This window comes from Psychrobacter aquaticus CMS 56 (assembly GCF_000471625.1).
GTDB lineage: Bacteria > Pseudomonadota > Gammaproteobacteria > Pseudomonadales > Moraxellaceae > Psychrobacter > Psychrobacter aquaticus.
Map to the genome: position 1 here is coordinate 25,117 of NZ_AUSW01000015.1, position 15,906 is coordinate 41,022.

The following is a 15,906-nucleotide window of genomic DNA, read 5'->3' on the forward strand; positions in this document are numbered from 1 at the left end:
GATAAATAGAACGAATATGAATATAGGTTTTTAGACGCTCATGATAATAAGGTTGTTAAGGTAAAAGCAAACAATGGACTGTAGATTAAAGTATCAAGATACTGGCTAAGCCCAAAAACGACATAAAGCCGACAATGTCAGTCACCGTGGTGAGAATGACCGAGGCCGATAGGGCAGGATCAATGTCCATGCGTTTAAGCATCAAAGGAATACTAATGCCGGAAACATTGGCAGCGGTCATATTAATGGCAATGGCAAAGCCAATCACGGTGCTAATTTTAATGTCATGAAACCACAATTGGGCAATAAATGCCATTATTATCGCCCATATGATACCGTTTATCGCGCCGACCCACAGCTCTTTATTGAGTAGCCATAAACGGTTAGAGCCACCGATTTGCCCCATGGCCATACCGCGAATCACAACAGTGAGTGTCTGTGAGCCTGCAATACCGCCCATGCTTGCGACTACTGGCATGAGAACGGCTAGTGCCACCACTTTTGCTAGTACGGCCTCAAACTGACCAATTACTGCTGCTGCCAATAGTGCGGTACATAAATTGATACCCAACCAAACGCTACGACTTTTGGCACTGGTCAAAATAGGCGCAAACAGCTCTTCGTCCTGACTGACACCCGCAAGGTTTTTCATCGTGCTATCGACATCATCTTGGATAATCTCCATGATGTCTTCGCCATTTAACTGACCAACCAGCTCGCCATGACTGTTAATGACAGGTGCGAAGCGAATGTCTTCTGAACGAAAAATCGCGGCGGCATCTTGAATGTCTAAACGATCATTGATGGTGATGGCCGTATCGATCAGCTCGGAAACCAAGGTGCTTTGGTCATGTTTAATTAAGTCAACCAGACTCAATAACCCGAGTAACTGCTGACTTTGATCGACCACCAACAGCTCTTGGCTTTCATCATCGAGCAACTCGTCATTTTCTCGCAGCCAATTTTGTACTTCTGCCAGACTAATATCTTCTCTAACCTGAATGAGGTCAGGATCCATATAGCTACCGACTTCCCAATCTTCATAGGTGTCGAGTTTATTGACCTGAACACGAGTCTCTTCATCTAGGGTCGCCATGACAGAGGTACGTACGCTCTCAGTCACGGTATCTAAAATCTCAGAGATGTCTTGGGCATCGAGATCTTGGGTGAATAAAGATATTTCCTTTGAGGAGATATTCTCCATCAATGGCTGGCGCGTATCAAATTCTAGCTCAGCGAGTACTTCGCCTTTGATATTCTCAGGGACTTGCGCCCAAATCAAAAGGCGGTTTTGGGTAGGAAAAGACTCCAGTAAGTTCGCAATCTCATATTCCGACTGTTTTTCTAAAAACTCAGTAATGGCCTCATACGCCTTATCGGCAACCAAACCTTGCAAGTACAGTAGTTTATATTCGGCACTATATTCTGCCGGATTATAGTCTCCTGGTAGCGTAGAGGGGCGTTCCTGATCAGGCGTAGGCATAAGGGTTCCAAAGTTTTCAAAAATATAAATAATAGCAAATGGTGAAACGCTGGGTTATCGCCTGCTTAGTTATAATCAATCCTAAATAAAGTGGATACACGACATCATGACGCAGGGCTGCTACAAATTTTTCTTGCTTGCTGTGCCTGCGCAGCTCGATGCTGCAAAAAATTCGTAGTAGTCCTGCCGTATCCTTTTTATATTGACCTGACTATGGTTCTATTTGGCATCATTACTACTCGTACTGACGTTAGCGCTTACCTAGCAGCGCTCTAATATTGGCCAAATATTCATCAGCGACCGCTTCAGGGTCTTTGCTGGCTTTTTTCTTTTTCGCCTTGGCAGGCCAGTCGATATGATCTTCTGGTAGCTCGTCCAAAAACCGTGATTCTGAGGTGACACGCATTTGACCGCCCGCACGGCGCTGAGTCGCCAGTGTCAATGTCAGCTCACGGCGCGCACGGGTGATACCTACATACATCAAACGGCGCTCTTCTTCGACCGTTTCGCTCAAGATAGAGTTGCGGTGCGGTAGCATCTCCTCCTCTAATCCCATGATATAAACGTAATCAAACTCCAAGCCTTTTGCCGCATGCAGCGTCATCAGATTGACTTTATTGGTATTTTCTTCTTCTTGCTGCTGCTCCAGCATATCAAGCAAGACCAGCTTACGAATGATGGTATCAATCGTTCGGTCTTCGTCTTCTTCCGCGCGATTGATCAAAGATTGAATACTGGTATAGAGCATGTCAATATTATCGATACGGTTTTTTTCTTGTTGCGGGGTTTTGGAGTCACTACGGACAAAGTCAATGTAGCCTGTCTCATCAATCATCTGCCGCACGATAGGCACAGGGTCAGGATGTTGATCCAACTCGCGCGTATAATGCTCAATAAATTCACCAAACTCTTTTATCGTGCCATAAGCCTTGGAAGGTAGTACATGAGTTAAACCCGCATGAGTACAAGAAGCCAATAGCGATATGCTATGTTCTTGTGCAAACAAACCAAGTTTCTCTAATGTGGCCGGACCCATACCACGCTTGGGCGTATTGATGATACGCAAAAACGCGCTGTCATCTTCGGGGTTCAAAATCAGACGCAGATAGCCCATGATGTCTTTGATTTCACTACGCGCAAAAAATGACTGCCCGCCAGATAACTTATAAGGCACTTGCAATTGACGCAATTGCGCCTCTAACATACGCGCCTGAAAGTTACTGCGATAAAGGACAGCATATTGCTCCCACTCATTGCCAAAACGCAGTTTATGAGTGACGATTTCTTTGGCGACGCGCTCAGACTCATCGTCATCATTGTGGCAATTAATAATACGAATTTTTTCGCCTTGACCTTTGTCTGACCAGAGTTTTTTCTCAAATAAATGCTCGTTATTGGTAATAACAGCGTTGGCAGAGGTCAAAATACGCGTGGTCGAGCGATAGTTTTGCTCAAGCATGACGATTTTTAGTTTAGGGAAATCTTCTTTGAGCAGCGCCATGTTTTCAGGCTTTGCCCCGCGCCACGCATAGATAGATTGGTCATCGTCACCAACGACGGTAAAGCGTCCTTGTGGCCCGACCAGATATTTAATCATTTCATACTGGGCGGTGTTGGTATCTTGATACTCATCGACGAGCAAATAACGAATACGATTTTGCCATTTGTCCCGAAGTTCTCTATTTTCACGCAGTATTTTGGTGGGTAATACAATCAAGTCGTCAAAATCGACCGCATTATAAGCCCGTAGGTTACGCTCGTATAGTGCATAAAGGGTGGCAAAAATCATATCTTCGGGATCGTCTAACGTTTCCATCGCCTTGTCAGGATCGATCAAGTCGTTTTTCCAGTCAGAAATCATTTTTATCGCTTTACCGACCAGCTCACGACTTTCGGCGCCGCTTAAGTTGTCGCGCATCATCAACTCCATCAGCAAGCGTTTACTGTCATCGCTGTCCATGATGGAGAAATTGCCTTTAAGCGGGGTATGAAGCAGCTCGTAACGCAAAAACTGTAAGCCAAATTGGTGAAAGGTGGAGACCGTTAACCCGCGCATTTTTTCGCTTGGCAACAGTTTACTGACACGGGCTTTCATTTCGCGCGCGGCTTTATTGGTAAAGGTCACCGCTGTGATGCGCTCCGCTGGCATGTTGCATTCTTCGATAAGATAAGCAATCTTGCGCGTAATCACTGAGGTCTTACCGGAGCCTGCACCTGCTAGCACAAGTAATGGACCAGATACGTAGAGCATGGCCTCGGTTTGTTTGGGATTCAGTTGACTCATAACGTGACCTGTAAGACAAAAGCAAAAAAGAGAGTGGCGCTGATAACATCACGCCCTAATATAGATATTGCAGAGTTACTTCAATAGAAAACGGCTCATTGAAAGTAAGCAAATTTGCTGTTTTATAATTTTATGGTTTTATAATAAGCCATTGGATTTAGATGCGCCATTATAAAGCAAAAACTGTGGCTTTGGGTGAGGAGTTGAGTGCTGACATAAGCGTATTGAACGAGAGCTTAAGGTCTTATAAATTGACTATAATGGCCGACGATTAAAAGTACAGATTTGGAGTTAATATAAGGTAACGTCCATATCATAATTTATGATAAAAAAAACATCTCTTTTTTGCAGATAAAGTGACCGTTCAATACAGCTAAAAACTAGCTTTTAAAAACCGATAAGCGTATAGTACGTAAATAATTTATGCCAGTTGTCACGTCATTATTGACCACGTGTAATGAGCTATTAAATCAATTAAGTAAACGCTTGGATATGATATTGATTTAATACGTTGATCTTACGTTGTTAGGAGATGCGTTAGGCGACCAGCCTTTTATCCGCACGCATATCGGAATATCTACAGTTGGTCACGTCTGACATCGTCGTCAATAAGCTTGATAATTGGTTATTACCAGCACAGACCCTAAAATAGTAACGTAAATGCAGTGGCTCAATGACAGTCGCTTTGTGTTTTCGTCTGCGTTATGCCTATCGCTAGACGGCCTTAAAACAGGTCAATATTTGCGCTGGGCTTAACACTCGATTGGGTGAGGAGCACGTATTATCATGTCTGCTTTTAATTGGTCAGCAGTTGCTTTTATCTTAGCCGCCATTGGGCTAGTTGTCTTTATGCTGGTCGTGCCGCGTTTGCTTGGCGGTCGTTCTCAAGGCTCACAAAAAGAAGAAATATTTGAAGCGGGTGTTGTCGGATCTGGCAACGCCCGTATTCGTTTGTCTGCCAAATTTTATTTGGTGGCGATTTTCTTTGTGATTTTTGATTTAGAAGCCCTCTATCTTTATGCGTATGCCGTTTCAGTACGTGAAGCTGGCTGGCTTGGTTTTGCTGCTGCCGCCGTATTTATTACTATTTTAATCATTGGTTTGATATATGAGCTTAGCCTTGGTGCGATGAACTGGGCACCTGCTGACAAACGTCGCAAAAAAGCCCGTCTACATGCAGCGCCAGCTGGTTTCAATTTGGCTGATATCACCAAGTTTGATGGTGCTCACGAGCTGATGGTTGATCCAACGGGCAAGGTTCCCGCGCAGTCCTCCGGTCAAATCAACGTCTCAAACAACATTGAGACCAATCGTCGTCATCTACAAAATATCGATCATATTAATACCACGGGTAATGTTACTTCTGTGGATTTCAGTTCGTCTGCACGGAAAGATAATGCTGGGCGCTAATTGATTTTGATGGCTTTTGTTTTGGCTTTTTCGAGCTTACAGAGACTGCTAAGAAATATGATGACGCAATCATATTTAAATTTATATGAATGAGCATTTATTAATAATAGAAGTTAAGGCAATAGTGACGGCAAGATGATTGCCACGCTACACCTAATATAAAGGTTGTATGTTATGAAATACACATTAACAAAAGCCAACCCTGATGCAGATACCTATCCTGCACAGACCAGTCAAACGGTCAATGATCCTATCGAAGACGAAGTCAATAAAAACGTCTTTATGGGTCGCCTCGAAGACCTCGTTCACTCGACAGCAAATTGGGGGCGCAAGCACTCACTATGGCCATTTAACTTTGGTACGTCTTGCTGTTATGTCGAATACGCCACCACCTTAACGGCGGTTCACGATTTGTCACGCTTTGGGGCAGAGGTTATTCGTGCCTCGCCGCGTCAGGCGGATGTCATGATTGTCGCTGGTACGTGTTTTGTGAAAATGGCGCCCGTTATCCAGCGTCTCTACGAGCAAATGCTTGAGCCAAAATGGGTCATCTCGATGGGGGCCTGTGCCAACTCGGGCGGTATGTATGATATTTACTCTGTCGTACAAGGCGTGGACAAAATTATCCCTGTCGATGTGTATGTGCCAGGCTGTCCGCCACGTCCAGAAGCGTTGATTCAGGGTTTGATGTTGCTACAAGAATCTATTACTAAAGAGCGCCGTCCACTGGGTATTCATGTCAATGAGCAGGGCATCTATCAGCCGCAAATGACGCCTGAGCGTGACCGTAAGCAGGCAGATCGTATCGCTGTCAAAAACTTGCGTAGCCCAGATAGTATTTAAATATTAGACAGCATTTAGATTCACAGCAATAACCTCAACATTTTATGCGCTCATCATAGTTCGGTTATGATTAACATAGCTCAGTTATGGTTGACATAGTTTAGTTATGATTAATGAAGGAATGCATCATTCATGGTCACGGTAGTCGAAAACACAGATCCTAATATCAAGCCTGTTCCAGCAGTCATCACTGAGCTGGAGCAAAAATATGCTGGTAAATTTGTCGTGCAGCACACTGTGGATGAGATTCCAACGGTTTGGGTGGCGCGTGCTGATTTGTTAGACATTCTCTTATTCTTGCGCAAACTGCCTAAGCCTTACGTCATGCTGTTTGATTTGTCAGCGATAGATGAGCGTCTGCGTCAGCATCGCCAAGGGTTGCCTGACAGCGATTTTACAGTGTTTTATCATCTGATGTCGCTTGAGCGTAATAGTGATGTACGCATTAAAGTCGCGCTGAGTGAAGACGATCTCAATGTGCCAAGCGCCACCCAGATTTGGCCAAATGCCAACTGGTACGAGCGTGAAGTGTGGGACATGTTTGGTATTGTCTTTACAGGTCATCCGCATTTAACGCGTATCTTACTGCCAAAATACTGGGAAGGTCATCCACTGCGTAAAGAATATCACGCACGTGCGACTGAATTTACCCCGTACTTCTTGAACACAGCTAAGCAACAATACGAGCAAGAGAACCTACGTTTTGTCCCAGAAGAGTGGGGCATGAAACGCTCAGGTCGTGATGAAGACTTTATGTTCTTGAACATTGGTCCTAACCATCCCTCTGCTCACGGTGCATTCCGTTTGGTGTTACAGCTTGATGGCGAAGAAGTCGTGGATTGTATCCCTGATATCGGCTATCACCACCGCGGTGCAGAAAAAATGGCTGAGCGTCAAACATGGCACTCATTTATTCCTTATACCGACCGTATTGATTATCTTGGCGGTGTGATGAATGAGCTGCCGTACATCATGTCGGTCGAAAAGCTAGCAGGCATTACCATTCCGCCTCGTGCTGAAACCATCCGCGTGATGATGAGCGAGTTTTTCCGTATTACCAATAACCTGCTGTTTGTCGGTACCTTTATTCAGGATGCGGGCGGTATGACCCCTGTGTTTTATATGTTTACTGATCGCCAAAAAGCCTATGACGTGATTGAGGCGGTGACAGGTTACCGTATGCATCCAGCATGGTTCCGTATCGGCGGTACGGCTGCTGATCTACCACGTGGATGGCAGCGTTTGGTTCGCGAGTTTTTAGACTGGATGCCAAAACGCTTGGACGAATATGTCAAAGCGGCGCTACAAAACAGTGTGCTCAAAGGTCGTACCCAAGGTGTGGCGCAGTACAATGCCAAGCAAGCATTGGCTTGGGGCGTGACGGGTGCAGGTTTACGTGCCACAGGCGTGGATTTTGATCTACGTAAAGCACGTCCATACATGGGCTATGAGAATTACGATTTTGAAGTGCCAGTTGGTTATAACGGTGATGCTTATGATCGTTGTATGGTGAAAGTCGAAGAGATGCGTCAGTCTTTACGTATCATTCGTCAGTGCATGGATAACATGCCACAAGGCCCTTACAAAGCGGATCATCCATTAGCCGTACCACCGCCGAAAGACCGTACGTTGAACGATATCGAGACGCTTATTAACCACTTTATCTCCGTGTCGTGGGGTCCTGTGATGCCAGCGGGTGAATGCACGACGATTGTAGAAGCGACCAAAGGTCTGAATAGTTATTACATTACCTCAGATAAAGCCACGATGAGCTATCGCACCCGTATTCGTACACCGACATTTGCGCATTTGCAGCAGATGCCATCCGTCATCAATGGCTCACTGGTTTCTGATGCCATTATGTATCTGGCGTCGATTGATATTGTGATGGCGGATTGTGACCGTTAGAGTTTTTTAAAAAGAGACGTTAATCAATATATTACTGCTAAATCGCACACCAAAATGCTTTCATATTTCAATGTGACGACAGTCGTCGCACGACTGACGTCATAATGTAATAGAGCGTGATGAGTGAGGAAAGATAGAAGATTATGAAAATTGTTTCCGACAAAATGCCAAAAGTAGATGTGGCAAGTATCCTCACCACTGAGGAAATCGCCGCGATTCATGAATTTATGCATCATTACCCACAGGCGCGTGCCGCCTCGCTCGATGCGCTAAAAATTGTGCAAAAACGCAACGGCTGGGTCGATGATGCACAAGTCAATGCCATTGCCAATATCCTCGATATTCCGATGTCAGACATGGATGGCGTCGCCACCTTCTTCAACCGTATTTACCGTCAGCCTGTCGGTCGTCACGTGATTCTCATCTGTGATTCTGTGGCGTGTTATTTGACAGGTTATGAGGCGCTATCGGCTGAAATCAGATCGCAATTAGGCATTGAGTATGGACAAACGACGACAGATGGTCGTTTTACGCTATTGCCGATTTGTTGCTTGGGCAACTGTGACAAAGGTCCTGCGGTGCTGATTGACGAAGACACTTATGGTCCTGTTCAGCCCTCCGAAGTCGCGCAATTATTGGAGCTATACTCATGAGTTTAACGATTTCAGAGCAGATTGCTCGTCGCAGTCAAGGTCAAGCGCCAAGCCAGCTGAGTGCACAGCGTGTTCCAATTTATGGTGATAAAGCCACAGCCACGAGCGAAACCAAGCCTTTGACGTGGCGTTTGGCACATCACGATGCTGTGCTTGATTTGGCAACTTATGAGTCTTTAAAAGGGTTTACGGGTTTACGACAAGCATTGGATAAATCACCTAAAGAAGTTGGTGACATGATTAAAGCTGCCAATGTTAGAGGTCGCGGCGGTGCAGGTTTTAATGCTGGTTTGAAGTGGACATTTATGTCACCGCCGGATGGTTTACCTCGTTATCTCATTTGTAATGCTGATGAAATGGAGCCGGGTACGTTTAAAGACCGTCTGTTGATGGAACGTCTGCCGTTTCAATTGATTGAAGGTATGCTCATTACTGCTCATGCGATTGGTGCAACTGACGGGTATATCTTTATTCGCGGTGAGTATATCTTGGCCGCTGAGCGCTTGGTCACTGCCATTGAAGAGTGTTTGGCTAATAATCTCATGGGCGACAATATTTTAGGCTCAAATTTTAGCTTTAATTTGCATGTCCATACTGGTGCAGGGCGCTATATCTGCGGTGAAGAGACAGCCCTAATTAACTGCCTAGAAGGTCGCCGCGCTAATCCGCGTACCAAGCCGCCATTTCCACAGATTTCTGGTGCTTGGGGCAGACCAACGGTTGTCAACAACGTTGAGACCTTGTGCAACATGCCAGCCATCCTAAATCATGGTGTGGAGTGGTATCAGTCATTGTCTAATATCAAAGGCAAAAGCAAAACACCCGGCACCAAGCTGTTTGGTTGCTCAGGTTTGGTCAATGACCCCGGTCTATGGGAGCTGCCATTTGGCTATACCGCGCGCGAGATTATTGAGGATTTAGCGGGCGGCATGAAAGATGGCAAAAAGTTAAAAGCATGGCTACCGGGCGGCGCATCAACCGACTTTTTGACCGCCGACCATTTAGACGTGGTCGTGGATTTTGATACCATCCAAGAAGCAGGTAGCCGTATGGGTACAGGGCTAATCATGGTGGTCGATGAGGCACAAGACATGGTGCCACTGTTACGCAATCTTGAGATTTTCTTTCAGCGCGAATCTTGTGGTTGGTGTACGCCGTGCCGTGATGGTCTGCCGTGGGGTGTTAAATTACTCACCGCGATTAACGATGGTGAAGGGCAAATCGGCGATGTGGAAAAATTAGAGGGTCTCACGCGTGACTTATGGATTGGTAAAACATTCTGTGCTCATGCTCCGGGTGCGATGGAACCACTAATGAGTGCGATTAAATATTTCCGTCCTGAGTTTGATCAAAAAATCGTGCAGGCGGTTGGGGTAGATATCATTGATGCTGCAGCCAATCAACAGCCAGTAGTGAAATAAGGAGAGCGGCATGGCAGTCATACATATTGATGGAACCACTGTCGAAGTAGATAGCACAGATAACTTGTTACAAGCCTGCTTATCACTTGGCATTGATGTGCCCTATTTTTGCTATCACCCAGCCCTCGGCTCAGTCGGCTCGTGTCGCCAGTGCGCGGTCAAGCAATACCAAAACGCCGATGACATGAAAGCAGGTCGCGGTCGTCTAGTGATGTCATGTATGGTCGCCCCTGGCGATGACATGTATATCTCTGTCACTGACGATGAAGCCAAAGCCTTCCGCAAGTCGATGGTTGAGCTACTCATGACCAACCATCCGCATGACTGCCCAACTTGTGAAGAGGGCGGTCACTGTCATTTGCAAGACATGACTTACATGTCAGGTCATAGCCGTCGTCGTTATCGCTTTACCAAACGTACCCATCACAACCAAGAGCTTGGGCCATTTATTGCCCATGAGATGAACCGTTGTATCGCGTGCTATCGCTGTGTGCGTTTTTATAAAGACTATGCAGGCGGCGAAGATTTGGGCGTGTATGGCTCAAACAATCGTGTTTATTTTGGCCGTGATAAAGATGGTCAGTTCGAAAGTGAGTTCTCAGGTAACTTGACCGAAGTTTGCCCAACGGGTGTCTTTACGGATAAGACGCATTCTGAGCGCTACAACCGCAAATGGGACATGCAGTATGCGCCAAGCATCTGTCATGGCTGCTCGGCTGGCTGTAACATCTCACCGGGTGAGCGTTATGGTGAATTGCGCCGTATCGAAAACCGCTATAACGGTGAAGTAAACCGCTACTTCTTATGTGATCGCGGTCGCTTTGGTTATGGCTATGTCAATCGTGACGATCGTCCAACCCAAGCACTGGAACGTATCAATGATAAGCATGTCAAAATTAACATCGACTATGCTCTAGATGAAACCATCAAACGTATCAAAGGCAAAAAAGTTATCGGTATTGGCTCACCACGTGCAAGCCTTGAGACCAACTTCGCATTAAAAAATCTAGTCGGCTACGATAAGTTTTCAACGGGTCTGAATTATCAGCAGCAAGCACTGGTCAATAAATGTATCGAAGTGCTCAGTACTGAGGGCATTTATAACCCTAGCATGACTGATATCGAAAGTTATGATGCTGTGTTGGTTTTGGGTGAAGACATTACTCAAACCTCATCGCGCGTTGCGTTGTCAGTACGCCAAGCAGCAAAAAACGAAGGTCTGAAAATGGCAGCCGCGTTACAGACGCAACCTTGGCTTGCTGAACCAGTCAAACGTATTGCTCAAGATGCGTTAAGTCCAGTATATGTCATTGATGTGACCCAAACGAAGCTAGAAGACATCAGTAAGGTCAGCGTGGTCGCGACGCCTGAAGATATTACCAAACTTGGTTTTAAAGTGGCTTCTGAGATTGCCAATTTTGCGGATGACTTATCAGAAATCACTCATCCAAAAGCCACTGCGCAACAAAATGCAGATGACAATATTAATGCTAATGCTGATACTGACGGCATGCAAGCGCTGGCTCAGCAAATCGCTTATGACTTGCTGCAAGCGGATAAACCGTTGGTAATATCAGGTACAGGTTTATCGTCTATCGCATTAATAGAGGCAGCTGCACAAATTACCCAAGCATTAACACAAAAGCGGGCTGTTATTAAGGCGACAGAGCAACATCAAATTGACATTCATAATGAAAAGGTTCGTGCGGCAGAACAACAAGCACAAACTCATCAGCCTGATGAAGATCAAGAGTTGTCGGCCAAACCAGAGAAATCAGACACAGGTACGGATAAAGACGCGCAAGATGATGTTGAGCGCGAGCCTGCTAATAAGCTTGAATTAAAAGAAGTAAACGACAGCTATCATGCGCAAGCGGGTATTTATTTAACGGTTCCTGACGCCAATAGTATCGGGGTTTGTATGCTTGGTGGTCAATCCGTTGAAGAGCTACTGGCCACTGACTTTGATGTCGTCATCGTTGCAGAAAACCAGCTGACAGATGCGATTGATGCCAATAAATTAAAGCAGCTATTGACCGATAAAACGATCATTGCACTAGACCATCAATTGCTTGATTGGCATAAAGACGTCGACATCGTATTGCCAGCCGCAAGCTTTGCAGAAGCTGATGGTACCCTGATATCGGCGGAAGGTCGGGCGCAGCGTTTCTTCCAAGTTTATGACAATAACTACTATCATCCTATGAGCAGCATCAAAGAAGGCTGGCGCTGGTTGCATGCGGTGCATAGTAGCATTGAAGGTCGTGATGTCGATTGGACACAGTTAGATGATGTGATTAATGCTTTAATAGTGACGCATCCTAAGCTTGCCGGTATCAAAGGCGCTGCACCTGACGCTGATTACCGTATTACGGGTCTTAAAATTGCGCGTCAACCGCGTCGCTATTCAGGCCGTACCGCCATGCGTGCACCGATTTCAGTCCATGAACCAATGCAGCCAAAAGACTTAGATACAGGTTTAACTTTCTCAATGGAAGGCTATAGCGGCAAAGAAACGCCAAGCTCGATGATTCCTTTTGCTAATGCGGCAGGTTGGAACTCACCACAAGCATGGAACAAATATCAAGACAAAGTCGGCGGTCATCTGAAAAATGGTGATCCGGGTGTGCGTTTGTTTGATGGGTTAGAGCGTTTGGCCACTCGTCAGTATGTCGCACCAGAAGCAACGGCTTCGAGCACGACTGACATGCAGAAAGGACAAGCCAAACTGGTGCCAATCTATAATATCTATGCCAGCTCGATGATGGCCTCGCGTAGTCCAATTGTTGCTGAGCAATTACCAATTGCGGCATGGCGTATTGGTATTGATGATGCTAAAAACTGGAATGTCGCTGCGGGTGATTACTTGGCGATTGAAATCGATAAGCAACAAATCATCTTGCCAATACAGATTGTTGGCTATTTAGCAGAAGGCTGTATAGGTTATCCAGTTGGGCAGGTGAGTATCATTCACCCATCAATGCCAGCGTCGGCACGTAAAGTGGATGCGCCACTTATGATGATGGGTAGTATGGCTGACGATATGATGAATAATAATGCCGCGCAAATGAACACAGCGCCGACCACCACACAGGAGGTGTAATATGCAAGTTACCCGTATTATCCCTGATGTGCCAAGCTTTTTGGCCGGTAGCATGAGCTTTGATGCTTGGTCCATTCTGTTTTTGGTGAGCCAATCATTGGTTATCTTTTTAGTCGTGGTACTGGTTGCTGCGATGATGATCATCTATGAGCGCCGCATGCTAGCATTATGGCAAGACCGTTACGGTCCAAACCGTGTAGGGCCGTTTGGTTCATTGCAGCTGGTTGCTGACATGCTGAAAATCTTCTTTAAAGAAGATTGGACACCGAATTTTACCGATAAATTTATGTTTACCTTGGCGCCTGCGGTTGCCATGTTTACTGCCTTAGCCTCATTTGCCATTATTCCTATTTCACCAACACTTGGTGTGGCTGATTGGGACATTGGTATTCTGTTCTTCTTTGCGATGGCAGGTATTGCTGTCTATGCCGTGATGTTTGGCGGTTGGGCATCTGCCAATAAGTTTTCGTTATTGGGTGGCTTACGTTCAGCGGCACAAACGATCAGTTATGAAGTCTTTTTGGGCTTGTCATTGATGGGTGTGGTCGCCTTAACAGGCTCATTTAACTTGCGAGCCATCGTTGAGTCGCAAGTGGATGGCTGGTATATCATTCCACAGTTTTTTGGGTTTTTAACCTTCGTGGTAGCTGGTGTGGCGGTGACGCACAGACATCCATTTGACCAACCAGAAGCAGAGCAAGAGCTGGCGGAAGGGTATCACGTTGAATATTCTGGCATGAAATTCGGTATGTTCTTCATTGGTGAATATGTCAACGTCGTCTTGATTTCTGCATTAATGACGTGTCTGTTCTTTGGAGGCTGGCTTGCACCTTTTGATCTAGATATTCCATTTATTCCACCAGCTTTTTGGTTCATGATTAAGACGCTGTTCTTCATGACCATGTTTGTTTTGGCTCGAGGCTCACTCATGCGTCCGCGCTATGATCAGGTGATGAATTTTGGCTGGAAAGTTTGCCTGCCAGTAACGCTGATTAATTTATTGGTTACTGCTGCGGTCATTTTGATCTTTTCTCCAACGTTGTAGTCATCACTAGTAGCCATTACTAGTCATCATTGATGAACTAGGGTAAAGCTGATAAGGATAATAATCCCATGTTTACTACCATAAAAAAGACCGTCATTGGTATATTTACCATTGTCCGCAGCATGTGGATGGTCAATAGTCATGCGCTCAGACCGCGTGACACCATTCTTTATCCTGAAGAGCCGGTTCCTGTACCGCCGCGTTTTCGTGGACGTATTGTCCTCACGCGTGACCCTGATGGGGACGAGCGCTGTGTCGCTTGTAATTTGTGTGCGGTGGCCTGTCCGGTCGGCTGTATCTCCTTGCAAAAAGCGGAGCGTGACGATGGCCGCTGGTATCCAGAATTTTTTCGGATCAATTTTTCGCGCTGTATCTTTTGTGGATTGTGCGAAGAAGCTTGCCCAACGACCGCCATTCAGATGACACCAGACTTTGAGCTGGGTGAATATAAGCGCCAAGATTTGGTCTATGAAAAAGAGCACTTGCTCATTTCAGGACCAGGCAAATATCCTGATTATAATTATTACCGTGTGACGGGTATGGCGGTAGCGGACAAACCAAAAGGGGCCGCTCAAAATGAAGCGGCGCCTATTGATCTACGGAGCTTGCTGCCATGATGAATATCTTGAACCATCCTGAATTGGCAGGGTTTTATTCACTCGCTGCCGTGGCAATATTTGCCAGTTTACGCGTGGTGACGCAAGCCAATCCAGTTCACGCGATTTTATCGATGATTGTGTCATTACTGGCGATCGCTGGTATATTTTTTGTGTTGGGCGCGCCATTTGCAGGAGCGCTCGAAATTGTTGTTTACGCGGGCGCTATTATGGTGCTGTTTGTCTTTGTCATTATGATGCTGAACTTAGGCATGAGCAATGATGAGCGCGAAGAGCGTTGGCTCGATGCCGGTACGTGGGCAATACCGACTGGATTGACACTTATTATTGCCGTAGTGCTGTATGCAATGATTGGGCTCAATCACGACGAAGCAGCTATGATTGGCGGCACAACAGTTTCAGCCAAAACCGTCGGTACGGTATTGTTTACCAAGTACGTTATGCTCATACAAGTGGCGGCTTTACTACTACTGGCGGCTTTGGTTGCGGCTTATCATTTGGGTAAAGAAGCGATCGATGATGAGATTGTCGGTAATGACAGTCAAAACTTTCAGCCAAGCGTGGGTAGTATCAGAGAATATGAAAATGAGAGTACTCATACAGAATACGATGCTGTAAAAATGGCTGAACCTTACGAATATAAAGATGTTGACCCACATGACTATGTAGGTATGAAGGTAGGTAGTCAAGTAGGTGTGAACAAAGTCACGCCCAAGGAGTTAGACTGATGGTACTAGCAGCGAGCGTGGCACAAGATGTGTCAAATGTGCCGTTTGCCCATGAGGTAGCAGGCTTAGTACAGCCTGTTGCTGAGGCGCAAAATGTATTGGGTATGATACCGATGAGTCATGGACTAATTTTGGCAGGTATTTTATTTGCTATTGGTCTATGCGGCGTCATGGTACGACGTAACTTCTTATTTATGCTAATGAGCCTTGAGATCATGATGAACGCGGCAGCATTGGCATTTGTTGTGGCAGGTAGCCGCTGGGTTGATCCTGATGGACAGATTATGTTTATCTTTATTTTGACGTTAGCAGCAGCAGAGGCGGCCATTGGTTTGGCAATATTATTGCGGTTTTATCATAAGCGTGGGCATCTCGATGTCGATAGCGCCAATGAGATGAAAGGATGATGTC

At 45.8% G+C, this 15,906-nt stretch carries 12 protein-coding genes; 10 read left to right on the forward strand and 2 right to left on the reverse strand.

Annotation, left to right across the window (positions count from 1 at the left end):
- Nucleotides 1–85 precede the first annotated feature (85 nt).
- Together mgtE and M917_RS03720 are read right to left on the reverse strand one after the other, a co-directional pair.
- Nucleotides 86–1,483, reverse strand: a complete 1,398-nt coding sequence (gene mgtE / locus M917_RS03715; RefSeq protein WP_021813427.1) for a magnesium transporter — start codon at nucleotides 1,481–1,483, stop codon at nucleotides 86–88.
- 250 nt (nucleotides 1,484–1,733) lie between these two features.
- Nucleotides 1,734–3,767, reverse strand: a complete 2,034-nt coding sequence (locus M917_RS03720) for a UvrD-helicase domain-containing protein (RefSeq protein ID WP_021813428.1) — start codon at nucleotides 3,765–3,767, stop codon at nucleotides 1,734–1,736.
- Between the two features lie 786 nt (nucleotides 3,768–4,553).
- Here M917_RS03720 and ndhC point away from each other — a divergent pair.
- From ndhC to nuoK, 10 genes are all read left to right on the forward strand, one after another.
- Complete coding sequence (ndhC, locus tag M917_RS03725) at nucleotides 4,554–5,177, forward strand: NADH-quinone oxidoreductase subunit A (protein ID WP_021813430.1); 624 nt, start codon at nucleotides 4,554–4,556, stop codon at nucleotides 5,175–5,177.
- 174 nt (nucleotides 5,178–5,351) lie between these two features.
- The gene (locus tag M917_RS03730; RefSeq protein ID WP_021813431.1) at nucleotides 5,352–6,020 is read left to right on the forward strand and encodes a NuoB/complex I 20 kDa subunit family protein; all 669 of its coding nucleotides are present in this window, start codon (nucleotides 5,352–5,354) and stop codon (nucleotides 6,018–6,020) included.
- A gap of 132 nt (nucleotides 6,021–6,152) precedes the next feature.
- A complete protein-coding gene (nuoC, locus tag M917_RS03735) occupies nucleotides 6,153–7,928 on the forward strand; it encodes an NADH-quinone oxidoreductase subunit C/D (protein WP_021813432.1) in 1,776 nt (591 codons plus the stop codon).
- Nucleotides 7,929–8,071: 143 nt separating this feature from the next.
- Entirely contained in the window at nucleotides 8,072–8,581 is a 510-nt protein-coding gene (gene nuoE, locus M917_RS03740) for an NADH-quinone oxidoreductase subunit NuoE (protein WP_021813433.1), read from the forward strand.
- Complete coding sequence (gene nuoF / locus M917_RS03745; RefSeq protein ID WP_021813434.1) at nucleotides 8,578–10,002, forward strand: NADH-quinone oxidoreductase subunit NuoF; 1,425 nt, start codon at nucleotides 8,578–8,580, stop codon at nucleotides 10,000–10,002. Before nuoE ends, nuoF begins: the two co-directional genes overlap by 4 nt.
- Before the next feature lie 10 nt (nucleotides 10,003–10,012).
- Nucleotides 10,013–13,105: an NADH-quinone oxidoreductase subunit NuoG gene (nuoG, locus tag M917_RS03750; RefSeq protein ID WP_021813435.1), complete on the forward strand. Its 3,093-nt coding sequence runs from the start codon at nucleotides 10,013–10,015 to the stop codon at nucleotides 13,103–13,105.
- Between the two features lie 52 nt (nucleotides 13,106–13,157).
- Nucleotides 13,158–14,150, forward strand: coding sequence for an NADH-quinone oxidoreductase subunit NuoH (nuoH, locus tag M917_RS03755; RefSeq protein WP_040641931.1), 993 nt, complete (start codon nucleotides 13,158–13,160; stop codon nucleotides 14,148–14,150).
- 68 nt (nucleotides 14,151–14,218) lie between these two features.
- Entirely contained in the window at nucleotides 14,219–14,767 is a 549-nt protein-coding gene (gene nuoI / locus M917_RS03760; RefSeq protein ID WP_021813437.1) for an NADH-quinone oxidoreductase subunit NuoI, read from the forward strand.
- Nucleotides 14,764–15,495: an NADH-quinone oxidoreductase subunit J gene (nuoJ, locus tag M917_RS03765; RefSeq protein ID WP_021813438.1), complete on the forward strand. Its 732-nt coding sequence runs from the start codon at nucleotides 14,764–14,766 to the stop codon at nucleotides 15,493–15,495. Before nuoI ends, nuoJ begins: the two co-directional genes overlap by 4 nt.
- A gap of 98 nt (nucleotides 15,496–15,593) precedes the next feature.
- The gene (nuoK, locus tag M917_RS03770; RefSeq protein WP_040641932.1) at nucleotides 15,594–15,902 is read left to right on the forward strand and encodes an NADH-quinone oxidoreductase subunit NuoK; all 309 of its coding nucleotides are present in this window, start codon (nucleotides 15,594–15,596) and stop codon (nucleotides 15,900–15,902) included.
- The last annotated feature ends 4 nt before the right edge of the window (nucleotides 15,903–15,906 follow it).

Bases quoted from the DNA above. Each gene is read 5' to 3' on its own strand.
- mgtE (WP_021813427.1), bottom strand. From the start codon at position 1,483: ATGCCTACGCCTGATCAGGAACGCCCCTCTACGCTACCAGGAGACTAT.
- M917_RS03720 (WP_021813428.1), bottom strand. From the start codon at position 3,767: ATGAGTCAACTGAATCCCAAACAAACCGAGGCCATGCTCTACGTATCT.
- ndhC (WP_021813430.1), top strand. From the start codon at position 4,554: ATGTCTGCTTTTAATTGGTCAGCAGTTGCTTTTATCTTAGCCGCCATT.
- M917_RS03730 (WP_021813431.1), top strand. From the start codon at position 5,352: ATGAAATACACATTAACAAAAGCCAACCCTGATGCAGATACCTATCCT.
- nuoC (WP_021813432.1), top strand. From the start codon at position 6,153: ATGGTCACGGTAGTCGAAAACACAGATCCTAATATCAAGCCTGTTCCA.
- nuoE (WP_021813433.1), top strand. From the start codon at position 8,072: ATGAAAATTGTTTCCGACAAAATGCCAAAAGTAGATGTGGCAAGTATC.
- nuoF (WP_021813434.1), top strand. From the start codon at position 8,578: ATGAGTTTAACGATTTCAGAGCAGATTGCTCGTCGCAGTCAAGGTCAA.
- nuoG (WP_021813435.1), top strand. From the start codon at position 10,013: ATGGCAGTCATACATATTGATGGAACCACTGTCGAAGTAGATAGCACA.
- nuoH (WP_040641931.1), top strand. From the start codon at position 13,158: ATGAGCTTTGATGCTTGGTCCATTCTGTTTTTGGTGAGCCAATCATTG.
- nuoI (WP_021813437.1), top strand. From the start codon at position 14,219: ATGTTTACTACCATAAAAAAGACCGTCATTGGTATATTTACCATTGTC.
- nuoJ (WP_021813438.1), top strand. From the start codon at position 14,764: ATGATGAATATCTTGAACCATCCTGAATTGGCAGGGTTTTATTCACTC.